The 25,205-nt window shown below is 65.8% G+C and carries 22 protein-coding genes; 14 read left to right on the top strand and 8 right to left on the bottom strand.

The features are described 5' to 3' along the window. Position 1: 1 nt before the first annotated feature. Complete coding sequence (locus PO883_RS25205; protein WP_289312199.1) at positions 2 to 1,048, bottom strand: glycosyltransferase family 4 protein; 1,047 nt, start codon at positions 1,046 to 1,048, stop codon at positions 2 to 4. Positions 1,049 to 1,230: 182 nt separating this feature from the next. Between PO883_RS25205 and PO883_RS25200 the strand changes: the two genes are divergently transcribed. Beyond that, on the top strand, positions 1,231 to 2,124 hold the full coding sequence (locus PO883_RS25200; protein WP_289312198.1) for a polysaccharide deacetylase family protein: 894 nt from the start codon (positions 1,231 to 1,233) through the stop codon (positions 2,122 to 2,124). Positions 2,125 to 2,126: 2 nt separating this feature from the next. Here PO883_RS25200 and PO883_RS25195 read toward each other — a convergent pair whose 3' ends face one another. Next, the gene (locus PO883_RS25195) at positions 2,127 to 3,695 is read right to left on the bottom strand and encodes an acyl-CoA ligase (AMP-forming), exosortase A system-associated (RefSeq protein WP_289312197.1); all 1,569 of its coding nucleotides are present in this window, start codon (positions 3,693 to 3,695) and stop codon (positions 2,127 to 2,129) included. 257 nt (positions 3,696 to 3,952) lie between these two features. On the opposite strand from PO883_RS25195, the gene PO883_RS25190 reads away from it, so the two are divergent. Together PO883_RS25190 and PO883_RS25185 are read left to right on the top strand one after the other, a co-directional pair. Beyond that, complete coding sequence (locus PO883_RS25190; RefSeq protein ID WP_289312196.1) at positions 3,953 to 4,801, top strand: hydrolase 2, exosortase A system-associated; 849 nt, start codon at positions 3,953 to 3,955, stop codon at positions 4,799 to 4,801. Continuing rightward, positions 4,801 to 5,601 carry a hydrolase 1, exosortase A system-associated gene (locus PO883_RS25185; RefSeq protein ID WP_289312195.1) on the top strand — a complete coding sequence of 267 codons (801 nt, stop codon included), beginning with the start codon at positions 4,801 to 4,803 and terminating at the stop codon, positions 5,599 to 5,601. The genes PO883_RS25190 and PO883_RS25185 overlap by 1 nt, the downstream gene beginning before the upstream one ends. Here the strand turns inward: PO883_RS25185 and prsR are convergent. Together prsR and PO883_RS25175 are read right to left on the bottom strand one after the other, a co-directional pair. Continuing rightward, positions 5,593 to 6,948: a PEP-CTERM-box response regulator transcription factor gene (gene prsR, locus PO883_RS25180; RefSeq protein WP_289312194.1), complete on the bottom strand. Its 1,356-nt coding sequence runs from the start codon at positions 6,946 to 6,948 to the stop codon at positions 5,593 to 5,595. The two genes, PO883_RS25185 and prsR, sit on opposite strands and share 9 nt — an antisense overlap. A gap of 28 nt (positions 6,949 to 6,976) precedes the next feature. Continuing rightward, complete coding sequence (locus PO883_RS25175) at positions 6,977 to 8,368, bottom strand: TIGR03013 family XrtA/PEP-CTERM system glycosyltransferase (RefSeq protein WP_289312193.1); 1,392 nt, start codon at positions 8,366 to 8,368, stop codon at positions 6,977 to 6,979. A gap of 169 nt (positions 8,369 to 8,537) precedes the next feature. Here PO883_RS25175 and nadB point away from each other — a divergent pair, with 169 nt between their 5' ends. The 4 genes from nadB to PO883_RS25155 are packed head-to-tail and all read left to right on the top strand — an operon-like array spanning position 8,538 to position 12,329. Further along, on the top strand, positions 8,538 to 10,154 hold the full coding sequence (nadB, locus tag PO883_RS25170) for an L-aspartate oxidase (RefSeq protein ID WP_167078652.1): 1,617 nt from the start codon (positions 8,538 to 8,540) through the stop codon (positions 10,152 to 10,154). Positions 10,155 to 10,191: 37 nt separating this feature from the next. Beyond that, positions 10,192 to 11,097, top strand: a complete 906-nt coding sequence (locus tag PO883_RS25165) for a DMT family transporter (protein ID WP_289312192.1) — start codon at positions 10,192 to 10,194, stop codon at positions 11,095 to 11,097. Positions 11,098 to 11,107: 10 nt separating this feature from the next. Further along, positions 11,108 to 11,509, top strand: a complete 402-nt coding sequence (locus PO883_RS25160) for a PPC domain-containing DNA-binding protein (RefSeq protein ID WP_289312191.1) — start codon at positions 11,108 to 11,110, stop codon at positions 11,507 to 11,509. Further along, on the top strand, positions 11,499 to 12,329 hold the full coding sequence (locus PO883_RS25155) for an NAD-dependent protein deacetylase (protein WP_289312190.1): 831 nt from the start codon (positions 11,499 to 11,501) through the stop codon (positions 12,327 to 12,329). The genes PO883_RS25160 and PO883_RS25155 overlap by 11 nt, the downstream gene beginning before the upstream one ends. On the opposite strand, the gene PO883_RS25150 is transcribed toward PO883_RS25155, so the two are convergent. Further along, complete coding sequence (locus PO883_RS25150) at positions 12,319 to 12,696, bottom strand: hypothetical protein (protein WP_289312189.1); 378 nt, start codon at positions 12,694 to 12,696, stop codon at positions 12,319 to 12,321. The genes PO883_RS25155 and PO883_RS25150 overlap by 11 nt on opposite strands. Positions 12,697 to 12,919: 223 nt before the next feature. Between PO883_RS25150 and PO883_RS25145 the strand changes: the two genes are divergently transcribed. The 7 genes from PO883_RS25145 to PO883_RS25115 all read left to right on the top strand — a co-directional run bounded on the left by PO883_RS25145 (position 12,920) and on the right by PO883_RS25115 (position 20,920). Further along, on the top strand, positions 12,920 to 15,106 hold the full coding sequence (locus PO883_RS25145) for a TonB-dependent siderophore receptor (protein ID WP_308606179.1): 2,187 nt from the start codon (positions 12,920 to 12,922) through the stop codon (positions 15,104 to 15,106). 16 nt (positions 15,107 to 15,122) lie between these two features. Further along, the gene (locus tag PO883_RS25140; RefSeq protein WP_289312188.1) at positions 15,123 to 17,309 is read left to right on the top strand and encodes a TonB-dependent siderophore receptor; all 2,187 of its coding nucleotides are present in this window, start codon (positions 15,123 to 15,125) and stop codon (positions 17,307 to 17,309) included. A gap of 18 nt (positions 17,310 to 17,327) precedes the next feature. Continuing rightward, positions 17,328 to 18,056, top strand: a complete 729-nt coding sequence (locus PO883_RS25135) for a DUF4198 domain-containing protein (protein WP_289312187.1) — start codon at positions 17,328 to 17,330, stop codon at positions 18,054 to 18,056. 1 nt (position 18,057) lies between these two features. Next, positions 18,058 to 18,360 (top strand): DUF3649 domain-containing protein, encoded by a 303-nt coding sequence (locus tag PO883_RS25130; protein ID WP_289312186.1) that lies wholly within the window; start codon positions 18,058 to 18,060, stop codon positions 18,358 to 18,360. Continuing rightward, the gene (locus PO883_RS25125; protein WP_289312185.1) at positions 18,357 to 19,973 is read left to right on the top strand and encodes a PepSY domain-containing protein; all 1,617 of its coding nucleotides are present in this window, start codon (positions 18,357 to 18,359) and stop codon (positions 19,971 to 19,973) included. The genes PO883_RS25130 and PO883_RS25125 overlap by 4 nt, the downstream gene beginning before the upstream one ends. Continuing rightward, positions 19,970 to 20,326: a DUF3325 domain-containing protein gene (locus PO883_RS25120; protein ID WP_289312184.1), complete on the top strand. Its 357-nt coding sequence runs from the start codon at positions 19,970 to 19,972 to the stop codon at positions 20,324 to 20,326. The genes PO883_RS25125 and PO883_RS25120 overlap by 4 nt, the downstream gene beginning before the upstream one ends. Before the next feature lie 69 nt (positions 20,327 to 20,395). Continuing rightward, positions 20,396 to 20,920, top strand: coding sequence for a lipocalin family protein (locus PO883_RS25115; protein WP_289312183.1), 525 nt, complete (start codon positions 20,396 to 20,398; stop codon positions 20,918 to 20,920). Here PO883_RS25115 and nadC read toward each other — a convergent pair. The 3 genes from nadC to PO883_RS25100 form a co-directional block, all read right to left on the bottom strand. Further along, a complete protein-coding gene (gene nadC / locus PO883_RS25110) occupies positions 20,910 to 21,776 on the bottom strand; it encodes a carboxylating nicotinate-nucleotide diphosphorylase (RefSeq protein WP_289312182.1) in 867 nt (288 codons plus the stop codon). The two genes, PO883_RS25115 and nadC, sit on opposite strands and share 11 nt — an antisense overlap. Beyond that, positions 21,773 to 22,906 (bottom strand): quinolinate synthase NadA, encoded by a 1,134-nt coding sequence (gene nadA, locus PO883_RS25105; RefSeq protein ID WP_289312181.1) that lies wholly within the window; start codon positions 22,904 to 22,906, stop codon positions 21,773 to 21,775. Before nadA ends, nadC begins: the two co-directional genes overlap by 4 nt. Positions 22,907 to 23,028: 122 nt before the next feature. Continuing rightward, a complete protein-coding gene (locus tag PO883_RS25100) occupies positions 23,029 to 24,627 on the bottom strand; it encodes an ABC-F family ATPase (protein WP_054264505.1) in 1,599 nt (532 codons plus the stop codon). Positions 24,628 to 25,205 lie beyond the last annotated feature (578 nt).

Raw genomic sequence — 25,205 nt, 5'->3', positions numbered from 1 at the left:
GCTAGCCCAGCGCCGCCTGGCGCAGCGTGGCCACTTCGGCGTAGCAGGCGGCCAACTGGCGCGCCACCCGCTCCCAGGTGCAGCCGCGCACCAGCGCGCGCACCTGCTCGCGCGGCGGCGGCGATACCAGCAGGCGCAGCACCGCGCGCTGCTGGGCATCGGTATCGTTCCAGTCCACCCGCAGCAGCGCGAAGCCGGCGCCGGCCATGCTCGAGGGCGTGTCGTGCGCCATCAGCACCGGCGTGCCTGCCGCCAGCGCGTCGAGCACCGCCAGCGGCGCACCCTGCCCCTCGCCCGGCGGCAGGAATACCGATGCCGCCGCGTAGGTACTGGCCAGCATCGGCCCATCCTGGCGCAACGCCCCCAGGCAAGTCACGCCGCGCACGGCGCGCAGTTCACGCAGGTAATCCTGATCGCGTTCGCCGGCCTCGCCCACCAATACCAGCGGCAGCGACAGCGCGCCCATCGCTCGCGCCATCGCCAGCTGGTTCTGGTAGGGCGAAATGGGGCCGGCCATCAGCGCGTACGGCCCGGTCATCCCGGTGCGCTTGCGAAACAGCTCGCCATCGGCCGCCAGCAGGGCTGGATTGACCCCGTTCGGCAACACCCGCACCTTGGCGCCATCGATCAGGAAACCGGCGCCGATCGCCTGTTTCTCGGCCTCGCCCAGCGCCACGATCAGGCTGGCCTGCTGCAGCGCGCGCCGGGTGCGGGCATAGCCGCTCTGCACATTCCACGCCGTCAGGTTGCCGAGCCGGTGGTCGCCGGCGCGGTCCCAGCCGGGCGAAATCAGGGGCGTGAGCACCACCGGCACGCCCTGTTCGGCGGCCGCGTCCACCAGCCGGTGGTTGCCCTGGATGGCCGAAAACACGTGGATCAGGTCGAACTCGTCGAGCCGCGTGGCATGCGGATTGATCACCTCCGCCTCGACCGGCGACTCCGCCTGCGAACCCAGCTGCACCAGGGCGCGGATGGTTTCGCGGACCTGCTGCTGGACGCCATCGTCGCGTTCGAACAGCATGGGATAAGACAAGATACCAATACGCATGCACGCCTCCGTTATCAACAGGGGCCAAGCCCCAGGGCATCAGCAAGGCGGGCGGCATGAGAATGCTCAACAAGCCGCCGCGCGCGCTGATTTAGTATTGCCTCAACATAAGAATTCCAGTGTACCGATGGGCACAGCTGCTTCATTGAGGCAAGTCAATTAGTTTCACCAAAGAAAAACACATGCGCGTCCCGCTTACCATCCTGAGCTGCCAGCGTGTGCTGGCCGCGCCCGATCCGCTGTTTCCCGAGCGCCTGCACGCGCGCCGCTTCGAGCAACAGCTGCGCCTGCTCACCCGCTGGTTCCGCCTGATGCCGCTGTCGCGCGCGGTGGCGCAACTGGCCGACGGCACCCTGCCCGCGCGCGCCGCCTGCCTCACCTTCGACCATGGCTACGCCGAGCACGCCGCCGTGGCCCTGCCCCTGCTGCAGCGCGCCGGCGTGCCGGCCACGTTTTTTATCGCCGCCAGCTACCTCGACGGCGGCTGCACCTGGTGCGACATCGTCACCGAGGTGGTGCGCAACGCGCCCGGCGAGCGCCTCAACCTGGCGCGCAGCGGCTTTGCCAGCTACGACATCGGCTGCCCGCAGCGGCGCCGCGCCGTGATCGAGATGCTGCTGGCCGCCCTGCGCCTGCTGCCGCCGCAGGAACGGCTGGCGCGCGCGCGTTCCATGGCGCGCCGCGTCACCCCGACCATGCTCAGTTCCGACCAGTTGCTGGCCCTGCACCGGGCCGGCATGGAGGTCGGCGCCCATCCGCTGCACCACACCGCGCTGGCCAGCCTGTCGAACGCCGCTGCCCGCGCCGACATTGCCGCCGGCCGCAGCCGCATCGAAGACATCCTGCAAGCCCCGGTGCGCCTGTTCGCCTATCCCAGCGGCAAGCCGGGCCAGGATTTCGAGCAGCGCCACGGGCGCATGCTGCGCGCCCAGGGCTTCGAGGCGGCGGTCGGCATGGCCCCCGGCGCGGCGCGCAGCGGCAGCGACCTGTTCGCGCTGCCGCGCTGTGCCCCGTGTGCGCAGGCCGGCGCCGCCTTCCTGCTGCGCCTGGCCGGCAATCTGTTCACGCGCCCCTGACGTCAAGCGCCGCCCGCCATCTGGGCCGCCAGCAAGCGCCGGTCGAAGCTGCCGTTGGGACTGCGCGGCAGCGCCTCGCGCACTTGCGCCAGCAGCGGCAACATGTAGCCAGGCAATTTGGCGCGGCAGGCGGCCAGCAGCACGGCCGGCTCCAGCAGGCAGCCCCGGCGCGGCGTGACGGCCAGCGCGATCGACTGCCCCAGCACCGGGTGCTCAAGCCCGAGCGCCGCCGCCTCGGCCACCAGCCCGGTCGCGTACAGCACCTCTTCGATCTCGGTCGGACTGACCCGGTAGCCGCCGGTGGTGATCATGTCGTCGCTGCGGCCGATGAAATACAGAAAGCCGTCCTCATCCATACGCACGGTCTCGCCCGACCACACCCCGGTGCCGGCGAACGGCAACCCGGGCTGCGCCGGAAGGGGCCGGAAGCGCTCGGCCGTGCGCGCCGCATCGTTCCAGTAGCCGAGCGCCACCAGCGGTCCCCGGTACACCAGTTCGCCCGGCTCGCCCGGCCCGCACTGCTGGCCGTCGGGCCGCAGCACCAGCACGTCGGCGTTGGGAATGGCCTTGCCGAGCGAGTCGGGGCGCTGGTCGAGCTGCTCGGGCGCCAGGCAGGTGGCGTGGAAGGCTTCGGTCTGTCCGTACATCAGGTACACCCGGGTGTCCGGCAAGCGCCGCCGCAGCGCCTCCAGGGCCGCGCGCGGGATGGCGCCGCCCGAACTGGTGATGGTGCACAAGTTGTGCGGCGCATCCCAGTGCAGCTCGGCCAACTGGATCCACAGCGGCGCCAGCGCCGCCAGGACCGTGATGCGCTCGCGCGCAACCATGGCCGGAATGTCGCGCGTCAGCAACGGGTTCATCAGCACCACGGCGGCGCCGGCGGCAAAAGCGCCGGTCAGCTGGCTCAGGCCGTAGTCGAAACTGAGCGGCAGCAGCGCCAGGATGCGCTCGTGCGCGCTGTATCCCAGATAACTGGCCATGCTGCCAGCCGCCGCCACCAGATTCCGGTGCGACAACACCACCCCGGTCGGCGCCCCGCTGCCGCCCGAGGTGTACAGCAGGGCCGCCATGTCGGTATCGATGCGGCGGTGGGCGTCGCGCGCCGGAGCGCCATCGGCCCGCCGCATCCAGCCATCCCACCCCAGCACGCCCAGGCCGGGCAGCATGCCATCGGCGGCCCCGGTTTGCAGCACGCAGTACAGGTCCGGACAGCGGCCCAGCTCCAGCGCGAGCGTGGCCAGCCGTCCGGGCGAGGTCAGCAGCACGCGGGCGCCGCAATCGCGCAGGATATGCCCGACCTGGGCCGGCTTGAGCAAGGGATTGACCGGCACCAACACCAGGCCGGCGGCGGCCGCGCCGAACAGGGCCAGCACGGCTTCCTCGCATTTGTCGATGAACACCGCGACCCGCTCGCCGCGCCCCAGACCCAGGCCCAGCAAACCCTGCGCGGCGACCTCGACGCAGCGCGCCAATTCGTCATAGCTCAGGCTCTTGTCGAGATAGCGCAAGGCCGGCGCGTGCGGCGTGCGCCAGGCGGCCTGGTTGATCAAATCATGCACGAGTGGTGCCATATATTCCTCTGCGTAAATTATTTCCGAAGGGAATTCATGATTGAGAAAAACGGGGTACTCGTCCTTGACCGGAATCAAGCAATGCGAGCGCACTCTTCCTCTTGTGCGCGCTCAAGAAGCCCGCAATTTGCGGGGTGTTTAATGAAACCGGTTCCGCTGACAGGACAGGGGCGAGGGAACCGACCATTCCTTAACCAGTGCGCCCGCAATCTTGCGTCCCGGCCCGGTCCGGGGTGCGTACAGGAGATAAGAACACCATGAATGCGCCCCTGTTGACGCTTCCGCGCGTCGAACCCTTTTTCTTCAATGTCGAGACCGGCACGCGTTTCAGCCTGTATCACGCGCCGGCGCCGCAGTTGCGCGCGCGCGGCGCGATCCTGTACGTCCATCCCTTCGCCGATGAAATGAACAAATCGCGCCGCATGGCCACCCTGCAGGCGCGCCGCTTCGCCGCCGCCGGCTACGCGGTGCTGCAGATCGACCTGTTCGGCTGCGGCGACAGTTGCGGCGACTCCAGCCAGGCGCGCTGGGACGCATGGAAGTGCGATCTCGAGGTCGCGCGCGCCTGGCTCGCCGAGCGCGCCGCCGGCCTGCCGCTGCACCTGTGGGGCCTGCGCCTGGGCGGCCTGCTGGCGCTCGATTTCGCCTGCGGCGCCCCGGTCGACGGCGTGATCCTGTGGCAGCCTTTCCTGAACGGGCGCACCTGCATCAACCAGTTCCTGCGCCAGGGCCTGGCCGCACGCATGCAAGCGGGCGATCCGGCCCGCTTCGGCACCACCAGCCAGCTGCGCGCCGACCTGCTGGCGCGCGGCATGCTCGAAGTGGGCGGCTACGAACTGGCCGCGCCGCTGGTGCACGCCATCGATGCATGCGACGCGGCGGCGCTGCCGCTGCCGCCCTGCCAGGTGCACTGGTTCGCCAGCGGCTCACCGGCCCCGCATCGGCTGGCCGCCAGCGCCGAACGCATCGCCCGGCGCTGGAGCGCGCGCGGAGCCACCCTGCATTTCCATGCGATCGAGGGGGTGCCGTTCTGGGGGCCCAACGACATCGCCGAGTGTCCGGCGCTGCTGGCCGCCACCAGTGCCGTCTTCACGGCGGAGGCATAATGGACGCCACCCAACGCACAATGCAATTTACCTGCGGCGGCAATTCGCTGATCGGCATTCTCGACCTGCCCGAACGGCCGCTGGCACGCGGCGTGCTGGTGGTGACCAGCGCGCCGCAATACCGCATCGGCAACCACCGTCATTTCACGCTGCTGGCACGCCTGCTGGCCGCGCGCGGCATCCCGGTGATGCGCTTCGACCACCGCGGCATGGGCGACAGCGAAGGCGAGGCGCGCCCCATCGATGCGCTGGGCGACGACCTCCAGGCCGCCATGCGCGCCTTCTTCGCCCAGATGCCCGCCATGCAGGACGTGGTGCTGTGGGGCCTGGGCGACGCCGCCACGGCCGCCGTCCTGTACGCCCATGCCGACACCCGCGTCTCGGGCGTGGTGCTGCTCAATCCCTGGATGCCAGTGCCGGCCGGCGCGGCGCGCACGCATGGCTTGCCGCCACTGCTGGCGCGCCTCGGCGAACTCGATTTCTGGAAGCGCGTGGCCAGCGACACCCACAATGGCGCGGACAGCGCGGCCGCCCTGCGCCAGCACATGCGCGCCGCCGCCGCCGACGCCAGCCTGCCGCTGCCGCAGCGCGTGCTGGCCAGCCTGTCGGGCTTCGACGGCGCGGCCCTGGTGATCCTGGGCGGCGACGAACCGGGCGCCCGGCACGTGGACGCCCTGCTCAAACGCCACGAGCTGCGCTGCAAATGCGTCACCATCGACGGCGCCGACCGCACCTTCGCCAGCCGCGCCTGGCGCGACGCGGTGGCCGAGGCCAGCGCGAACTGGATTGCGTCATGGTGAAATCCGGATGCCGTGATGGTGCATCAGGTCGTACAGGGTCGGGCGGCTCACGCCGAGCAGCTCGGCCGCCTTGACGATCGACCCATTGGTACGCGCCAGCGCCGTCACCATCACCTTGTATTCGGCGGCGTCGCGCACCTGGCGCAGATTGACCGGGGCGTCCGACTGTGGCACGCCTGCCAGGCCCAGGTCGCGCGCGCTGATCTGCGGTCCTTCCGACATGATCACCGCGCGCCGGATGCAGTTTTCCAGCTCGCGCACATTCCCCGGCCAGCCATACTGCTCGATGGCCAGCACCGCGTCCTCGGTGAAGGCCGGCACGCTGCGCCGCTCCATCAGGCTGGCCTGGTGCTTGAAATGGTGCGCCAGCAGCACCGCGTCGCCGACCCGCTCGCGCAGCGGCGGAATGGCCAGCACCACTTCGCTCAGGCGGTAATACAGATCCTCGCGAAAGCGTCCTTCGCGCACCAGTTGCGGCAAATCCTGGTGGGTGGCGCACACGATGCGCGCATCGATGGCGATTTCGCTGCGCCCGCCAATCCGCTCGATCACCCGCTCCTGCACGAAGCGCAGCAGCTTGGCCTGCAAGGCCATCGCCATGTCGCCGATTTCATCGAGGAAGAAGGTGCCGCCCTGCGCCATTTCGATCTTGCCCAGGGTTTGCTGGCCGGCGCCGGTGAAGGCGCCCTTTTCGTGGCCGAACAATTCGCTCTCGAGCAGGTCGGCCGGAATGGCCGCGCAGTTGATCGCCACGAAGCGCTTCTCGTGGCGCGCCGACAGGTCGTGCAAGCCGCGCGCGAACAGCTCCTTGCCGCTGCCCGAGTCGCCCAGCAGCATGACGGTGGCTGACGACGGCGCCAGCTTTTCGACGCTGCGGCACAGGCGCAGCATGGCCGGGTCGCGCGTGACGATGCGCGAGAGCGGCGAATCGGCGCCGATCTGCAGCATGCGCTGGTTCTCTTCCTGCATCGCGTGCAGATAAAAGGCCCGCTCCACCACCAGCCCCAGGGTATCGGCATCGAAGGGCTTCTGGTGAAAGTCGTAGGCCCCCATGCCGATCGCCTTGAGCGCGTGGGCGCGCGCCTGGTTGCCCGACAAGACGATCACCTTGGTGCCGGGCGCTTCGGCCAGGATCTGGCGCAAGGTGGCCAGCCCCTCGGTGGCGCCGTCCGGATCGGGCGGCAAGCCCAGGTCGAGCGTCACCACCGCCGGGCGATGGCGGTGCAGCTGCGCCAGCGCGCTCTCGCGGTCCTCGGCGACGATCACCTCATACCCGTCGAAGCTCCAGCGCAGCTGCTTCTGCAAGCCTTTGTCGTCTTCGACCACCAACAGCTTCTTTTTGCCCATGATGCAGCTCCTTGAATGAGGTTCACCTTCAGCGGCTTCCCTTGCCCAGCAAAACCACCTGCACCGTATCGATCAGGATCAGCAGATCGAGGAACAGGCTGTTGTTCTTCACGTAGTACAGGTCGTACTGCAGTTTCTGGACGGCGTCGTCGACCGAGGCGCCGTACTGGTAGCGCACCTGGGCCAGCCCGGTCACGCCGGGCTTGATGCTGTGGCGGACGTTGTAGTAGGGGATTTCGCGCGCCAGCTGGTCGTCGAAGAAGGCGCGTTCCGGGCGCGGCCCGACGAAGCTCATTTCGCCCTTGAACACATTGAGCATCTGCGGCAGCTCGTCGATGCGCAGCATGCGCAAGTAGCGCCCGACACGCGTGACGCGCGGATCGTTGGCCGAGGCCCAGGTGGGCACGCCGGTCTCCTCGGCATTGATGCGCATGCTGCGGAACTTGAGCACATTGAAGATGCGGCCATCCTTGCCGACCCGCTCCTGCTGGTAGAACACCGGCCCGCCATCGTCGAGGGTAATGGCGGCCGCCGCCAGCAGCATGAGCGGCAGCGACACCAGCGTGATGCAGCCGCTGGCCACCAGGTCGAAGCAGCGCTTGACGCTGGCACGCCAGAAGCTCTGGTCGAAGCCGCCGCCGAAAATCAGGTAGCTTGGCTGCAGCGAATCGAGCCGGATCTGGCACGCCTCGCGCTCGAAAAAGGTGGCGGCATCGATCACGCGCACGCCCCCAAGCGCGCAGTCGAGCAGGTCGCCAACCGGGAACTCCTTGCTGCGCCGGTTCGTCACCGTCACGACCAGCTCGCGCGCCTCGTAGCGGCGTGCCATCTCCAGCAGCGATTCGCCGACCGGCAGCAGCGCGGCGGCGGGCACGCAGCTCTCTTCGCCGGCGATCGGCACGCAGCCCACCACGCTGAACTGGTGCAGGCCGATCTTGCTGTGCGCCAGATCCATGCACTCGCGTGCAAGCGCGCCGCTGCCCACGAAAATGAGGCGCGCTTCGAGCAGCGCCGATTCGGCCGACTTGAATACCACCAGCCGCGTGAGCACCACGGCGGTGGCGCCGATGGCGAAAATCACGCTGCTGATCCCGCGTCCGAAATAGATCTCGGGACGCACCGCGATCAGGGCGCTGAGCAGCGCGAAACCGAGCGCGAACGAGGGCATGATGCGGATCAAGGTGGTGCGGATGCCCTCGCGCGAGCTGTGCTGGTACATCCCGAGCGCGCTCATGCTGAAAATGATCACCAGCGCGAAGGTCAGCGACGACAGATACAGGTTATCGGCGCGAAACTTGCCGTGCTGGTCCGAAAACCACAGCACCGAGGCCACGCTGGCCGAGGTGAGCAGCATCAACAGTTCGAGCAGCAGCAGCACGAACGCCATCTTGGATACGTAGTGACTGAAAATCCGGATCACGGTTCCTCCCTGCCAGCGACGCGCCCACGGCACGGCGTGGTAAATAATCGCTTACAGACGCATAAGAGGTATTGACTACAAACAAGCATTTTCGGGCATTTCCCGAAGGCCAGACACGGGGCAGCCAAATAGACTATAGTGATGCTTCTGCACTAATTATTCGCCCAACATGAAATTTGACGTCGCTATTGTCGGCAGCGGACTGGCCGGTCTGTCGGTTGCCCTGCACCTTGCGCAAACGCGCACCGTGGCCATCATCTCCAAGCGGGCCCTGCTCGACGGAGCCAGCAACTGGGCCCAGGGCGGCATTGCCGCCGTGCTGGACTCGGGCGACAGCCACGCCCAGCACATCGACGACACCCTGGTGGCCGGCGGCGGCCTGTGCGACGAGGCGGCCACCCGCTTCATCGTCGAACATGGGCGCGAAGCGATCGAATGGCTGATCGACCAGGGCGTGCCGTTCACGCGCGACCCGACCGCCGAAATGGGCTTTCACCTGACCCGCGAGGGTGGCCACAGCCAGCGCCGCATCATCCACGCGGCCGACGCCACCGGACACGCGGTCCAGGTCACGCTGGAACAAAAGGTGCGCGCGCATCCGAATATCTCCCTGTTCGAACAGCACTGCGCGATCGACGTCATCACTTCCGACAAGCTGGGACCCAAGCCAGCGGCGGCCAGCGCCGGCCAGCCGCATTGCTACGGTTTGTACGTGCAGGATGAGAAAACCGGCCAGGTGCTGACCTTCGAGGCCGAGCACACGGTGCTGGCCACCGGAGGCGCCGGCAAGGTGTATCTGTACACCACCAACCCCGACACCGCCACCGGCGACGGCATTGCGATGGCCTGGCGCGCCGGCTGCCGCGTCTCGAACATGGAATTCATCCAGTTCCACCCGACCTGCCTGTACCACCCGTACGCCAAGTCCTTCCTGATCACCGAAGCGATCCGCGGCGAAGGCGGCTTGCTCAAGCTGCCGCCGGAAGCCGGCGCCGCCGCCGGCACGCGCTTCATGCCGATGTACGACGAGCGCGGCGAACTGGCCCCACGCGACGTGGTGGCGCGCGCCATCGACTTCGAGATGAAAAAGCGCGGCCTCGATTACGTCAACCTGGACATCAGCCACCAGAGTCCGGAATTCCTCAAGGAGCACTTCCCGACCATTTACGCGCGCTGCCTGGAACTGGGCATCGACATCACCAAGGAACCGATTCCGGTGGTGCCGGCGGTGCACTTCACGTGCGGGGGCATCGTCACCGACCTGGCCGGACGCACCGACGTGCCGGGCCTGTACGCGGTCGGCGAAACTGCCTGCACCGGCCTGCACGGCGCCAACCGCCTGGCCAGCAATTCGCTGCTCGAATGCCTGGTGGTGGGACGCGCCTGCGCGCACGAAATCGCCGCCATGCCGAAAGGCGAAACGCGCGACCTGCCAGCCTGGGATGAAAGCCGCGTCACCAACGCCGACGAGGAAGTCGTGATCGCCCACAACTGGGATGAGCTGCGCCGCTTCATGTGGAACTACGTCGGCATCGTGCGCACCACCAAGCGCCTCGAACGCGCGCAGCACCGCATTGCGCTGCTCAAGGAAGAAATCGACGAGTACTACCGCAACTTCCGCATCACGCATGATTTGCTGGAGCTGCGCAACCTGGTCGACGTGGCCTCGCTGATTGTCAACAGCGCGCTGACGCGGCGCGAAAGCCGCGGCCTGCATTTCAGCCGCGACTATCCGAACACGCTTCCGAAAGCCTTGCCAAGCGTGCTGACCCCGCCACGCCGCTAACACGTCGTTCCCGCCAGGCGGGAACCGACGGTAGCTCATGAACCAGAAACTGTCTCCATCGACCATCGGCTTGCTGACCCTGCCCCCGCTTCTGTGGGCAGGCAACGCCATCGTCGGCCGTCTGGTGCGCGACGCGGTGCCGCCGATGACGCTCAACCTGCTGCGCTGGTCGATCGCCATGCTGATCCTGCTGCCGCTGGGACGGCGCCTGTTCGCCAGCGATGCGCTGCGCAGCAACTGGCGCCGCTTCGCGCTTCTCGGCCTGCTCGGGATCGGCCTGTATAACTCCCTTCAATACCTGGCCCTGCAAAGCTCCACCCCGATCAACGTCACGCTGGTGGCGGCCGGCATGCCGGTCTGGATGCTGCTGGTCGGCGCCCTGTTTTTCGGCGTGAAGGTGGGGCGCCAGCAAGTCATCGGCGCGGCGATGTCGATCGTCGGCGTGCTGGTGGTGCTGTGCCGTGGCGAGTGGAGCCAGTTGGCCGCGATGCGCCTGGTCGCCGGTGACCTGTACATGATCCTGGCCACCATCGCCTGGTCGTTCTACAGCTGGCTGCTGACCCGGCAGAACGATCCGCCCGCCGTGCGCGCCGACTGGGCCGCCTTCCTGCTGGCCCAGGTCATCTACGGCGTGCTGTGGTCGGGCGCTTTCGCTAGCGTCGAATGGACCGGCGCCGCCGTGGCGGTGCACTGGAGCTGGACCGTCGCGGCGGCGCTGCTGTACGTCGCCATCGGCCCGGCCATCATCGCCTTCCGCTGCTGGGGCGCCGGCGTGCAGCGCGCGGGGCCCAGCGTGGGCGCGTTTTTCACCAATCTGACCCCGCTGTTCGCGGCCATGATGTCGTCGGCGTTTTTGGGCGAACTGCCGCATCTGTACCACGGCGTGGCCTTTGCGCTGATCGTCGGCGGGATCGTGTTCTCGTCGCGCCGCAAGGCCGGGTAAAATCAGGCGCATGAAAACACTCCCTCTCAGACTGGTTCCGGGACAGGACCTGCGCGCCGCCCTGGCCGAGGTGCTGGCCGCGCATGGCACGCAGGCCGGTTTCGTTTTGCAGGGGATCGGCAGCCTGCGCGGCGCGCGCCTGCGCCTGGCCGGCGCCGCCCAGGCCACCGAGGTCGAAGGCGACATCGAAATACTGACCCTGGCCGGCTCGCTCTCGCCGGACGGCCCGCATCTGCACATGTCCGTGGCCGATGCCGCCGGCCGCGTGCTGGGCGGCCACGTACTGGCCGGCTGCACCATCCGCACCACGGCCGAAATCCTGATCGCCCTGCTGCCCGGCCACAGCTTTGCGCGCGAGCTTGACGCGGCATCCGGCTTCGACGAGCTGGTGGTGCATTCCCATGACTGCTGACAGCGACGCACTGGCCGATTTTGTTGAGAGCCACCGGCGCATCCTGGTGCTGACCGGCGCCGGCATGAGCACCGCCTCCGGCATTCCCGACTACCGCGACCGCGATGGCGTGCGGCGCGGTAAAACGCCGGTCCAGGGGCCGGATTTCCGCAAGCTGGAAGCGGTGCGGCGGCGCTATTGGGCGCGCAGCATGGTCGGCTATCCCACCTTGTCCGCCGCCGCGCCGAACGCCGGTCATGCCGCGCTGGCCGGGCTACAGGCGGCCGGGCGGCTCGGCGCCCTCATGACGCAAAACGTTGATGGCCTGCACCAGCGCGCCGGCAGCGCCGACTTACTCGAACTGCACGGCAATATCCACAAGGTGGTGTGCCTCGACTGCCACGCCAGTTTTCCGCGCGCCTTCGTGCAGGGCCAGCTGGTCGAAGCCAATCCGGCGCTGGCTGGTGCCGTGGCCACGCCTGCGCCGGATGGCGACGCCCATCTGGAGCCGGACGCGCTGGCCGAATTCCACCTGCCCTACTGCGTGCACTGCGGCGGAACGCTGAAACCGGACGTGGTGTTCTTCGGCGACGGTGTGCCGGCCGACTGCACCCGCGAAGCGCTGGCACGCATGATGGAGGCCGACGCCCTGCTGGTGATCGGCTCGTCGCTGGTGGTGTATTCGGGCTTTCGCTTTTGCCGCATGGCCGCAGACAGCGGCAAGCCGATTACCGCGATCAACCTGGGCAAAACCCGCGCCGACGAATTGATATCGTTGAAGGTCGAAGCCAGCGCTGAAGATGTCCTCCCCGCGTTGCTCAGGCAGTTTGCTAGCGATTAAGCGCGCGTTCCCGCTCGCGCTCGGCCATAAAGTGCGCGAGTGATGCGATGGATTCCTGACGGAGCTCGATCTCGGCACTCAACCACTCGTAATCGGCCCGGCCGCTGAAAGCGTTGAGCCGGGATCGGGCCTTTTCCATGCGTTTTGTTTCCGCCTCCAGGCTGAAACACGGGGGCGACACGCGATACACCCATGCATGCGCTGCAGAATACAGAACGAAAAAAATACCGAATGACCAAAGCAGCCACGACGACGGATCCCAGACAACGATCGCTCCACACAATACCGCGCCAAATACAAGCATGAAAACGGCCTCCGCTTTTACTCTTAGCAAAAACCGTCGCTCAGACTCCAGGAATGCTTGCATGGTTGCCTCTCCTCATTAGATTCATTAATAGTTGCGATGAGGAACGTAACTATATTGCAATACGTGCGGCTCGGGAGTATTGACACGCTTGATCTGTCATGCTTCACGCATGAATGTTGCCTTGCCGAATTAGCTGCCACTCGTTATAATTGAGAATCATTCTCATTCAACAGCCGCCAGCACGACCGTAGCCAGCCATTGCACTCATTTTCAGGATGGCTCCATGGCGCACCACGCACCTTTCGGCCCGGCGTACGCCGGCGTCACGCACTGCATTCCCCTTCCCTTGACCGCCGCGGTCCGTTCCGCACTCATCTTCGCCGCCCTTGCCGGCCCCGCTGCCATGGCGCATGCCAGCGAGGTGGCCGATGATGCCGTGGCGATGCCGGTGATTACGGTCGACGGCAACAGGGAGGACAACGGCTACGTCGCCAAACGCAGCGGCGCCGGCACCAAGACCGACACGCCGCTGATCGAGACGCCGCAATCGATCAGCGTCATCCCGCGCGAGCGCTTCGAGGAGCAAGGCGCGCAAACGCTGCGCCAGACGCTCAATTACAGCGCCGGCCTGGTCTCCAGCTACTTCGACAGCCGGGTCGATTCGGTCACTTCGCGCGGCGGCAATCCGGCCATGCTGCAGGATGGCGTGCAATCGAACTTCGGCAGCTACAACACCACGCGCCCCGACCCGTACACCCTGGAGCGCGTGGAAGTGCTGCGCTGCCCGTCGTCGGTCCTGTACGGCCAGGGCGGCATCGGCGGCGTGGTCAATCTGGTCTCCAAGCGGCCGATGGCGACCTCGCAGCGTGAAGTCCAGGTGCAAATCGGCAGCAACAGCCGCAAGCAGCTCTCGCTCGACATCAACCAGGTGCTCGATGCCGACGGCCACTGGCTGGCGCGCCTCGTGGCCGTGGGCCGCGACAGCGGCACGCAAGTCAATATGGTCGACGACGACCGCAAGCTGCTGGCGCCCTCGCTGACCTGGGCCCCCAACGCGAACACCTCGCTGACCGTGCTGGCACTGCGCCAGGAAGACCACAGCGGCTCGATGATCGGCTTCTTCCCGTGGCAGGCCACCCTGCTGCCGTCGAAGTTCGGCCAGATCCCGACCAGCACCTTCACCGGCGAGCCAGGCTGGGATGCCTACGACACCGAACAGACAGCGCTCGGCTACCTGTTCAGCCACCGCTTCAACGATACGCTGAGCGTGCGCCAGACCCTGCGCAAGACCAAAAGCGAAGTCGATTACCGCAGCGCCTACACCAGCTTCACCGCCGTTGCGGCGACCGGCCGTCCGGCGCGGCCCGTGTTCAACGCCGACCAGCGCACCATCAACCGCGACTTGGTGCAAAACCTGAACAACCTGGAAACGCTGCTGGTCGACACCCAGCTGGAGGCGAAACTGGTCACCGGCCAGCTGCAGCACACAATTTTGCTGGGCGCGGACGTGCAGCGGGTGGAAACGCGCCAGGCCAATGGGCGCGGTGTGGCCGCGCCGCTGGACGTGTACGCCCCGGCCTACGGCAACTACACCGTTCCGAAGGCGCTGACCGGCCTGCCGACCACCAATCTGCGCCAGAACGGCTACTACGTGCAGGACCAAATCAAATACGGCCCGCGCTGGGTAACGGTACTGGGACTGCGCCACGACGGCGTAACCAACGATATCGAAGGCCGCGCGGCCGCGCGCACCGACGACAGCGCCAACACCAAGCGGGTCGGCCTGCTGTACCTGGCGGACGGTGGCTGGTCGCCGTATGTCAGCTATGCCGAATCGTTCCTGCCGCTGGGCGGCGTGGACCTGAACGGCCAGGCCTTCCAGCCGCAGCGCGGCAAACAGTGGGAAGCGGGCCTGAAATGGCAGCCGCCGGGCCGCAGCCTGATGACCACCCTGGCCGTGTACGACCTGCGCGATACCAACCGCAAGACCGCCGATCCCGCCAATCCGCTCAACAGCATCCAGATCGGCGAAGTGCACGTGCGCGGGCTCGAACTGGAAAGCGCCGGTAAGCTGGGCCGCGACTGGGACTGGACCGCCGGCTACGCCTACACCGACGCCACCGTCTCGCGCAGCAATGGCGCGGACAACGGCAAGCGCCTGAGCGGCATCCCCAAGCACAACGTGTCGGCCTGGCTGACGCACCGCTTCTCGATCGCGCAACAGGATGGCTTCAGTGCCGGTGCCGGCGTGCGTTACCTCGGCTCTTCGATGGACGGCCTCGATCAGCTCGAAACGCCGGACATCACCCTGCTCGACGCCATGCTCTCGTACAGCGGCGGACCGCTGCGCGTGGCGCTCAACGTCACCAACCTGACCGACAAGGTCCAGATTTCGACTTGCCTGGCCCGCGGCGACTGCTTCTATGGCCAACGTCGCGCCGTCACCCTGACCGCCCGCTACACTTTTTAAGTCCCCCTGAATGAACATGACCTTACATCCCCTCGCGCTGGCCGTCCGCTCGGCACTGCTTTTCTCGATGGCGGGCGTGGCCCACGCCGCCGCCCCTGACGCACCGCTCGACGAAGCGGCACCGGTGAGCGTGGTCGAAATCCGCGCCGACAAGCAGGACGACAGCACTTCCTACGGCGCGCGCGCCGCCAGCACCGCCACGCGCTTCAAGCTGTCGCTGCGCGAAACGCCGCAGTCGGTCACCGTCATCACGCGCCAGCGCATGGAGGACATGAACCTGACCAGCATCGCCGACGTGCTGGTGCAAACGCCCGGCATCACCGTGCAGGAAAACGACAGCGAGCGCACAGGCTTTTCGTCGCGCGGTTTCACGGTCAGTAACTTCCAGGTCGACGGCGTGGCCGCCAACTACAGCTCGGGCAACAGCGCCCTGTTCGACACCGCTCTGTACGAGCGCATCGAAGTGGTGCGCGGCGCCACAGGACTGGTGACCGGCGCGGGCGACCCGTCGGCCACGATCAACATGCTGCACAAGCGCCCGACGCGCGAATTGAGCGGCTCGGCCTCGGTCGGTATCGGTTCGTGGAACATGCGGCGCGTGGAGGCCGATATTTCAGCGGCCCTGAACGCATCGGGCAGCGTGCGCGGACGCGCCATTGGCGTGGTGCAGAACCGCCATTCGCACCTGGACCTGTACAAGGAGCGCAAGATCGTCGGCGGCGTGCTGGTCGAAGCGGACCTGGGCAAGGACAGCCTGCTGACCGTGGGCGCCGACTACCAGCACAACACGCCGAAAGGCACGACCTGGGGCACCACGCCGCTGTTCCTCAGCGACGGCACGCCAGCCAACCTGCCGCGTTCCTTCAACGTGGCGGCCGAATGGAGCAGCTGGGAACGCACCTACCGCAATGTGTACGCCAACCTCGAACACCGCATCAACGACGACTGGAAGGTGAAGGTCTCGTACAACCGGCTCGACTCGACATCCGAGGGCGCGCTGTTCTATGGCGGCAGCGGCTACCCGAACCGCGACGGCACGGGGCTGGCCGTGTGGAACGGCACCTTCCCGTACGAAGAAACGCAGGATAACCTGGACCTGTACGCGACCGGCGCCTTCAATCTGTTCGGGCGCAAGCACGAGCTGGTGGCCGGCTGGAACGGCTGGCGCCGCGAAGGCGTGACCCCGGCCATCGCCACCGAAACCCCACTGCCGTTCCCGCTGGTGATTCCCGACTTCCGTAACTGGACCGGCAAGGTGCCGCAGCCGGTCAGCTGGCGCACGGGTGCCAGCGCGGCGGCGGTCACCGAGCAGTCGGGCGCCTACCTGGCGGCGCGCCTGCGCCTGGCCGACCCGCTCCAGGTAATCGCCGGCGCGCGCCTGAGCACCTGGAAGACCCGCACCGACAACTTCAACACCAGCGGCGAGTTCGTGAACGCCACCGGGCGCTACGCGTCGAAGGACGTGCTCACGCCATACGCCGGCGTGGTGTTCGAGCTGGCGCCGACTACCTCGCTGTACGCCAGCTACAGCGATTTGTTCAAGCCGCAGAACTACAAGGACAAGAATAACAACTTCCTCGACCCGGTCACCGGCAGCAACGTGGAAGCCGGCGTCAAGGCCGAATTTTTCGGCGGCCGCCTGAACGCCGCCGTCGCCGTGTTCGAGGCCAAACAGGACAATCTTGGCGAGGATGACAGCTCGGTGCCACTGGGCGTGCTCCTGCCCGACGGCACCCGTCCGTACGTCTCGACCGGCAAAGGCACGAAAAGCCGGGGAGTGGAAGCCGAAGTATCGGGCACGCCGACGCCGGGCTGGCAGCTCTCGGCCGGCGCCACGCGCAGCACCTCGCGCAACGCCAAGGATGTGGTGATCAATACGATCCAGCCGCGCGACATGGTACGCATCAGCACCACCTGGCGCCTGCCGGGCGAATGGCGCGATGTGACCGTGGGCGGCGGCGTGAACTGGCAGAGCGACATCTACACCACGGCCACCGGGCCGGCCGGCAAGGTGCGCACCAGCCAGGCCGCGTACACGCTGCTTAACCTGATGGGCCGCTACCAGATCACGAGCCAGCTTTCGGCCAGCGTCAATATCAACAACCTGCTCGACAAGACCTACTACCGCAAGGTGGGGTTCTACAACGGCGGCTACTACGGCGAGCCGCGTTCGGTCTCGGCCAATCTGCGCTATCAATATTGATCACAACAAGGGCATTCCATGAACAACCGCGCAACCACCCTCCTCGCCACGCTGCTGTGCGGCGCCTTTGCCAGCGCGAATGCGCACCAGATCTGGATCGAACAGGAGGGCCAGACGGCCGCCGTCTACTTCGGCGAATTTGGCGACAACCTGCGCGAAGCCTCGCCCGGCCTGCTCGACAAGTTTGTCGCACCGACCGCCACGCTGATCGGCGCCGGTGCCGACCGCAAACTGAAACTGGACAAAACCGCCGGTGCGTTCGTCTTGTCGGCGCGCGCCGCCGAAGGCCAGAGCATCGTGGCCGAAGAAACGAGCTACCCGGCCTTTGAAAAAAAGACCGGCGACACCGTGCTGCGTTCGATCTGGACTCCGGCCGCGCGGCTGGTCAACGGCAGCGCCGCGCAGCAGGCGCGCCTGACGCTCGACATCGTCCCGACCGGCAAAGCCGGCCAGTTCCAACTGAGCTACCAGGGCAAGCCGCTGGCGAAAACCAAGGTCGCCGCGGTGGCGCAATCGGGTTGGGCCAAGGAAGCGAAAAGCGATGAACAAGGCATGGTCAACTTCAGCATGCCATGGAAAGGCACCTATGTGCTCGAAGCGCACCACACCGACAAAACTGCGGGCCAGCGCGACGGCAAACCGTACGACGTGGCCACCTACGTGACCACCATGAGCATGGTGCAAACGGCCGGCGCGGCTGCCATCGCGGCGCCGCCAGCGGCCAAACCGAACGTCATTGCGCCGTAACATGCGCCTGTCCGCCCCTCTCGTTTACCGGCTCGGCGTGGGCTCGCGCGCGCTGGCCGCCATCCTCGGCGGCTACCTGCTGGCGGCGGCCAGCGCCCTGCTTGCCCTGCTGCTGCCGCGCGTGCTGGGTACCGGACGCGCGGACGCCGTCATCGGCGCGACCCTGGCGTCGTTTGCCATCTACGCCGGCGCCGTGATCTGGGTGTTCGCCGCCCGTAGCGCCGCGCGCGCCTGGCTTGGCTTGCTGCTGCCAGCGGCGTGCATGGCCGCCATCGTCTATCTTCTGTACCGGAACGTCCCATGAAAGAAAACCTTCGCCAGTCCATGGCCTGGCTGCATACCTGGTCGGGCCTCCTGGTCTGCTGGGTGCTGCTGCTGATCTTCGCCGGCGGCACCGCCAGCTACTACCAGGAAGAAATCACCTTGTGGATGGAGCCCGAACTGCATGGCGTGGCCGCGCACAAGGCCGGCAGCGTCGATGCCGCCGACATGGCCGTCAAGGCGCTACAGCAGCGCGCGCCGGACGCGCAGCGCTGGTTCATCAACCTGCCGACCGAGCGCAGGGGCGCCGTGCGCATCGCCTGGACCGCGCCCCCGCCGCCCGAGGGCGCGCCGCGCAAACGCCAGCGCCTGCAGACCGCCCTGATCGATCCGGTCACCGGCGCGGCCATGGCGGAGCCACGCGACACCCGTGGCGGAGAATTCATCTACCGCCTGCACTTCGACCTGCACTACATGCCGCCGCTGACGGCGCGCTGGATCGTGGGCTTTTGCGCCATGTTCATGCTGGTGTCGATTATCAGTGGCGTGATTACGCACAAGCGCATCTTCAAGGATTTTTTCACCTTCCGGCCCAACAAGGGGCAGCGTTCCTGGCTCGACGCCCACAACGCCACCGAGGTGCTGGCATTGCCGTTTCACCTGATGATCACCTACACCGGCCTTGTGACCCTGATGTTCATGTACATGCCGGGCGCCGCCCAGGTGGCTTACAAGGGCGACCGCGATAAATTTACCGAAGAAGTCTTCCCGAGCGCCGGCAAGCCGGCCAAAAAGCCGGGTGAAGCGGCCGTGATGGCGCCGCTGCGGCCGATGCAGGAACAGGCCGAACGCCATTGGGGCGGCAGCCACGCCGGCTCGATCACGGTCAATCATCCGAACCACGCCAACGCCAGCATCTCGGTCACGCGCGCGGGCGGCCGCGAGCTGTCGTACAAGCAGCCGGCGATGCAGTTCGACGGTGTCAATGGCGCGCTGCTGGCCAGCGCGGGCGAGCAGCTGGCGCCACCGGCGGCCACCCACGGCGTGATGTACGGCCTGCACGTGGCGCGCTTTGCCGAGCCGCTGCTGCGCGCTTTGTTCTTCCTTTCCGGGCTGGCCGGATATGCGATGGTGGCGACCGGCGCTATCCTGTGGGCGGTCAAGAGCCGGCAGACGCAGGCCAAGGCGCTCAAGGCCGGTGCGCGCATCGGTGTCGGCACGCGCCTGGTGGAGGCGTTGAACATCGGGGCGGTGGCGGGTTTGCCGATCGCCTTTGCCTGCTACTTCTGGGCCAATCGCCTGCTCCCGGTGGTGATGGAAAAGCGGGCGGAGAACGAGATTGCGGTGTTCTTTGCCGCCTGGGGCGCCGCGGCGCTGCTGGCGCAGGTGAAGCCGGACCGTGCCATGTGGCGCTTGCAACTGGCCGCCGGGGCATTCCTGTTCGGCGCGATCCCGCTGCTCAATGTGTTGACGACGTCATCGCACCTCGGCGTGACCCTGCTCAACGGCCCGAGCGCGGTAGCGTGGTTCGACATCACGGTACTGGCATTGGGGCTGCTGCTCGGTTACGGCGCGCTGCGGCTGGGCCGGGGCAAGGTGAAGACCAATGAAGTCGGGGCGCAGGCGGTGAGTGCCGGGATCGGAGCGGCATCATGAGCGGCGTGTTTTATCTCGTTGCGGTGTTCGGGCTCAGTTACGCCGGTTTCGGTGCCCTGAGCGTGGCGATACAGCGGCATTATGCTGACATGCATGGACGCGGACAGGAAGCCACGCCCGCGTTGCGGCGGCGTTTGCAGGCAGCCGGCGCGGGCGCGCTGGTGCTGGCGTTTGCGGCCGCGGTGCGCAAGGGGGGCGGCGGCCACGGGCCGCTGCTCTGGTTGGGCGGGATGACCGCTGCGGCACTGGCACTGATGATGTTGCTGGCCTACGCGCCGCAACGGGTCGCGCGACTGGCGCAGGCAGCAGGCCTGGTCGGAGCAATCGCCTTCGTGCTGGGCGGTTTCGCCTAGCAATCGCGCAAGGGGCGCGCCACCCCGTGGGCTACAATCGAACTCGGCATTCTTAGTGCGGAGTTCATCATGAAAACATTGTTCGTCGTAATGGCGTTTCTGCTGGCCGGCTGTGTTTCCAAGCCGGCGGACATTGAACCGGTGGCCAATTTCGAGTCGGCGAAATATCTCGGAAAATGGTACGAAATCGCGCGCCTGGATCATTCGTTCGAGCGTGGCTTGAGCCGGGTGAGCGCCGAGTACAGCATGCGCGACGATGGCGGCATCAAGGTCATCAACCGCGGCTATAACGCCAAAAAAATGGAATGGAAACAGTCGGAGGGCAAGGCCTATTTTGTCGAGAAGCCGGACGTCGGCTATCTGAAGGTCTCGTTTTTCGGCCCCTTTTACGGATCGTACATCGTGTTCGACCTGGAACGCGGGCATTACAGTTATTCGCTGATCAGCGGACCCGATAAATCCTATTTCTGGCTGCTGTCGCGCACCCCGACAATCGATGTGGCAACAAAAAAACGCCTGGTCGCTAAGGCCCAGGCGCTTGGTTTCGATACATCGAAACTGATCTACGTTGATCAGTCTCCGGTCAGTCGATAATCCGCAACGAAAAATCGGTGGCCTTGATGTCCTTGGTCAGGCTGCCGATGGAGATACGGTCGACGCCCGTCTCGGCGATCGCGCGCACGCTATCCATCGTCACTCCGCCCGATGCTTCCAGCAACGCGCGGCCCGCATTGAGCGTGACCGCGTGGCGCATCGTGGCCAACTCGAAGTTGTCGAGCAGGACAGAGGTGGCACCGGCCTCGAGCGCTTCGCTCAGCTGGGCCAGGGTTTCGACTTCGATCTGGATCGATACGCCGGCGTCCAGCGCTTGCGCAGCCGCCAGCGCCTTGCCCACGCCGCCCGCTGCGGCAATATGATTTTCCTTGATCAAGATGCCGTCGTACAAGGCCATGCGCTGGTTCTTGCCGCCGCCAACCCGTACCGCGTACTTTTGCGCCTGGCGCAGGCCCGGCAGCGTCTTGCGGGTGTCGAGGATGGATGCCTTGGTGCCTTCGACCACTTCGACGTAGCTGCGCGTGACGGTAGCCACGCCGGACAGCAACTGCATGAAATTCAACGCGGCGCGCTCGGCCGTCAACAAGGCGCGCGGCGGCGCTTCGATGGTGCACACAACGCTACCTGCGTTCATCAGGTCGCCTTCGGCATATTGCCAATCGACGTCGATGCTCGCATCGAGGGCCAGCATCACGCCTTCAAACCACGGGCCGCCGCAGAGCACGGCTTCTTCGCGCACGATCACGCGGGCGCGCACGCGGGTGTCGTCGGGCACCAGCTTACCGGTCAGGTCGCCGCTGCCGACGTCTTCGAGCAAGGCGGCCAACAGGTTCGATTCAAAGGCGGTTTGCAGCGCCGCATCAAAGACGGCGTAAGGATTTCGTAAATTGCTCATGCTGGGCCCACTCCGGAAAACAGGTTTGCTTCGTTGGCCAACGCGCTGGTCGGCAAGGCTTTGGCTTTTTTCGCGGCGGCGAAGTCAAGCATGCGGTCGATGGCGCGCACGGCTTCCTTGCCGACTTGCGGATCGACATGGATTTCATTGCTGCCGCTCTCTAGCACGTCGGCCAGGTTTTGCAGGCCGTTCATGGCCATCCACGGGCAGTGTGCGCAGCTCTTGCAGGTGGCGCTGTTGCCAGCGGTGGGTGCCTCGATGAAATGCTTGCCCGGGGCGGCGGCGCGCATCTTGTGCAGGATGCCGTTGTCGGTGGCAACGATGAAGGTGGTCGCATCCATCGTTTGGGCGGCGTTGATCAGCTGGGTCGTGGAACCGACCACATCGGCCAGGGCCACCACGTTGGCGGGCGACTCGGGATGGACCAGTACTTTCGCTTCCGGATGCTCGGCCTTGAGCAGGTCGAGTTCGATGCCCTTGAATTCGTCGTGCACCAGACAGGAACCCTGCCACAGCAGCATGTCGGCGCCGGTCTGTTTCTGGATGTAGGAACCGAGGTGCTTGTCCGGCGCCCACAGGATTTTCTTGCCCTGCGCATGCAGGTGGGCCACGATGTCGAGGCCGATGGACGAGGTCACCATCCAGTCGGCGCGGGCTTTGACGGCGGCGCTGGTGTTGGCGTAGACCACCACCGTACGGTCGGGATGGGCGTCGCAAAAGGCTGAAAATTCGTCGGCCGGGCAACCCAGGTCGAGCGAACAGGTCGCGTCCAGGTCCGGCATCAGGATGCGTTTTTCGGGGCTGAGGATCTTGGCGGTCTCGCCCATGAAACGCACGCCGGCGACGACCAGCGTTTTGGCCGGATGATCGCGGCCGAAGCGCGCCATTTCGAGCGAATCGGAAACGCAGCCGCCGGTTTCCTCGGCCAGGTCCTGCAGGTCGCCATCGACGTAATAGTGGGCCACCAGTACCGCTTCGCGCTCTTTCAGCAAGCGCTTGATGCGTTCCTTGAGCGCCGTTTTTTCGGCGGCGGAGGGCGCGGCCGGCGTGCGTGCCCAGGCTTGCGCGGTGCAGCTCAGGCCGGCCTGGGGATGCTCGTATTCGATGGTCTTGATAGGGAGAATATTCATGTCGGTACTATCTCACAAGAGAGAAATCGTTGCAGGGGCGGCCGTGAAATGGCGCGCGGGCACCTCGGTGCCCGCCCTGCCCCACATGGCCGAACGGGACGCCAGGCGCCCCGTTGCCAGCCTTAGTCGATACCCTGGCTCGTCAGGTAATCCTCGTAGTTGCCGCGGAAGTCGACGATTTCGTTTTCCTTGATTTCGAGGATGCGGTTGGCCAGCGAGGACACGAACTCGCGGTCGTGGGAGACGAAAATCAGGGTGCCGGTGTATTTTTCGAGCGCAATGTTGAGCGACTCGATCGATTCCATGTCCATGTGATTGGTCGGCTCGTCGAGCAGCATGACGTTGTGGCGGCCAAGCATCAGCTTGCCGTACATCATGCGGCCTTTTTCACCGCCGGACAGTACGCGTACCGATTTCTTCACGTCATCGCCGCCGAACAGCAGGCGGCCGAGGATGGAGCGCACGGCCTGGTCGTCGTCGCCTTCCTTGGTCCACTGGCCGATCCAGTCGGTCAGGACCGCATCGGTGGCGAATTCCTCGGTCGGATCTTGCGGCATGTAGCCGACGTTGGCGTTCTCGGCCCACTTGACGCGGCCGGTGTCCGGCTGCAAACCGGTCAGCTCGGAACCGATCGAACGCAGCAAGGTCGTCTTGCCGGCACCGTTGGCGCCGATGATCGCGATGCGCTCGCCGGCTTCGACCATGATGCTGAAATTCTTGAACAGCTGACGATCGTATTTCTTGGAAATGCCTTCAACTTCCACCGCGAGGCGGTGCAGTTTTTTCTCGGCTTCGAAACGCACGAAGGGATAGGCGCGCGACGACGGTTTGATATCGTCGACCTTGATTTTGTCGATCTGCTTGGCGCGCGAGGTTGCCTGGCGTGCCTTGGACTTGTTGGCGGCGAAGCGGCGCACGAAGTCTTGCAGCTCGGCGACTTTTTCTTTCGCCTTGGCATTGTTGGCCAGTTGCTGGTTGCGCGCCTGGGTCGAGGCGAACATGTATTCGTCGTAGTTGCCCGGATATACCTTGAGCGTGCCGTAATCCATGTCGGCCACGTGCGTGCACACCTGGTTCAGGAAGTGGCGATCGTGGGAAATGATGACCATGGTCGAATTGCGGTCGTTGAGCACGTCTTCGAGCCAGCGAATCGTGTTGATGTCCAGATTGTTGGTCGGCTCGTCGAGCAGCAGGATGTCCGGATTCGAGAACAGGGCCTGGGCCAGCAGCACGCGCAGCTTCCAGCCCGGCGCCACGGCGCTCATCGGGCCCTGGTGCTGGTCGATCGAGACGCCGGCGCCGAGCAGCAGTTCGCCGGCGCGCGCTTCGGCCGAGTAGCCGTCGTATTCGGCAACCTTGCTTTCGAGTTCGGCCGCGTGCATGTAGTCGTCGTCGGTCGCTTCCGGGTTGGCGTAGATGGCGTCGCGCTCGGAAATGGCGTTCCACAGTTCGGTGTGGCCCATCATGACCACGTCCAGCACGCGCATGTCTTCGAACGCGAACTGGTCCTGGCGCAGCTTGCCCAGGCGCTCGTTGGTGTCGAGCATGACGGTGCCGCCCGATGGCTCGAGGTCGCCACCGAGGATCTTCATGAAGGTCGACTTGCCGCAACCATTCGCGCCGATCAGGCCGTAACGGTTGCCGTCACCGAATTTGACGGAGATGTTCTCAAACAGCGGCTTGGCGCCGAACTGCATCGTGATGTTAGCTGTGGATAGCATGCTGGATTGGGTCTTTTGCGAATGGAAACAGGCGCTGAGCGCTAATCGGCCATTATACAATATGCACCGCCCGCCGCTGTACATCGCATCGAAAACAATGACCTGGCGCGCAATCTGCGCGCTCTGCCCGGCCGTGGCCTGAGCCGGCCGTTCGTCGCGGGATCGTGGCCGGGTTTGCTTCGCACTGCGTGTCTCGACGCTCAAGCCCGCACACCTCTATTTGTGCCTGGGCGGCACATCCGCACAGCCCAAGCGATGCTTCCCTTCCCCGCATTTGTGGCGTCGCGCGACCTCGTGCGCATAACAGGAGTTCCGACGATTCTTTTGTCCGAGAACAGCTCCCACTTATCCCATCTTCATTCGATGGAAATGCGTACTCGGCAAGGTAAACCTAACGATCTGCATGGAATCGGTATATAGAAACTGGCGCCGAAATTATTTGAAGCTAACGACATTCAGCCGGCAAGCGTTGCAGCCGCCTCGGTAACGCCTATTGAAAGCCAGGTGCTTACAATAACCAAGCAAAGCGTTCACCGGAAAGCCGATATTGGAAGATTGCAAGGCATTCTGGCATTGAA

Source organism: Massilia sp. DJPM01 (assembly GCF_030348125.1).
Classification (GTDB): domain Bacteria; phylum Pseudomonadota; class Gammaproteobacteria; order Burkholderiales; family Burkholderiaceae_D; genus Telluria_A; species Telluria_A frigida.
Note: the sequence above shows the minus strand (reverse complement) of the source record. Positions and strands in the feature narration are given on the sequence as shown.

Coding starts and splice junctions, on each gene's coding strand:
- PO883_RS25205 (WP_289312199.1), bottom strand. CDS start 1,048: ATGCGTATTGGTATCTTGTCTTATCCCATGCTGTTCGAACGCGACGAT.
- PO883_RS25200 (WP_289312198.1), top strand. CDS start 1,231: ATGCGCGTCCCGCTTACCATCCTGAGCTGCCAGCGTGTGCTGGCCGCG.
- PO883_RS25195 (WP_289312197.1), bottom strand. CDS start 3,695: ATGGCACCACTCGTGCATGATTTGATCAACCAGGCCGCCTGGCGCACG.
- PO883_RS25190 (WP_289312196.1), top strand. CDS start 3,953: ATGAATGCGCCCCTGTTGACGCTTCCGCGCGTCGAACCCTTTTTCTTC.
- PO883_RS25185 (WP_289312195.1), top strand. CDS start 4,801: ATGGACGCCACCCAACGCACAATGCAATTTACCTGCGGCGGCAATTCG.
- prsR (WP_289312194.1), bottom strand. CDS start 6,948: ATGGGCAAAAAGAAGCTGTTGGTGGTCGAAGACGACAAAGGCTTGCAG.
- nadB (WP_167078652.1), top strand. CDS start 8,538: ATGAAATTTGACGTCGCTATTGTCGGCAGCGGACTGGCCGGTCTGTCG.
- PO883_RS25165 (WP_289312192.1), top strand. CDS start 10,192: ATGAACCAGAAACTGTCTCCATCGACCATCGGCTTGCTGACCCTGCCC.
- PO883_RS25160 (WP_289312191.1), top strand. CDS start 11,108: ATGAAAACACTCCCTCTCAGACTGGTTCCGGGACAGGACCTGCGCGCC.
- PO883_RS25155 (WP_289312190.1), top strand. CDS start 11,499: ATGACTGCTGACAGCGACGCACTGGCCGATTTTGTTGAGAGCCACCGG.
- PO883_RS25150 (WP_289312189.1), bottom strand. CDS start 12,696: ATGCAAGCATTCCTGGAGTCTGAGCGACGGTTTTTGCTAAGAGTAAAA.
- PO883_RS25145 (WP_308606179.1), top strand. CDS start 12,920: ATGGCGCACCACGCACCTTTCGGCCCGGCGTACGCCGGCGTCACGCAC.
- PO883_RS25140 (WP_289312188.1), top strand. CDS start 15,123: ATGACCTTACATCCCCTCGCGCTGGCCGTCCGCTCGGCACTGCTTTTC.
- PO883_RS25135 (WP_289312187.1), top strand. CDS start 17,328: ATGAACAACCGCGCAACCACCCTCCTCGCCACGCTGCTGTGCGGCGCC.
- PO883_RS25130 (WP_289312186.1), top strand. CDS start 18,058: ATGCGCCTGTCCGCCCCTCTCGTTTACCGGCTCGGCGTGGGCTCGCGC.
- PO883_RS25125 (WP_289312185.1), top strand. CDS start 18,357: ATGAAAGAAAACCTTCGCCAGTCCATGGCCTGGCTGCATACCTGGTCG.
- PO883_RS25120 (WP_289312184.1), top strand. CDS start 19,970: ATGAGCGGCGTGTTTTATCTCGTTGCGGTGTTCGGGCTCAGTTACGCC.
- PO883_RS25115 (WP_289312183.1), top strand. CDS start 20,396: ATGAAAACATTGTTCGTCGTAATGGCGTTTCTGCTGGCCGGCTGTGTT.
- nadC (WP_289312182.1), bottom strand. CDS start 21,776: ATGAGCAATTTACGAAATCCTTACGCCGTCTTTGATGCGGCGCTGCAA.
- nadA (WP_289312181.1), bottom strand. CDS start 22,906: ATGAATATTCTCCCTATCAAGACCATCGAATACGAGCATCCCCAGGCC.
- PO883_RS25100 (WP_054264505.1), bottom strand. CDS start 24,627: ATGCTATCCACAGCTAACATCACGATGCAGTTCGGCGCCAAGCCGCTG.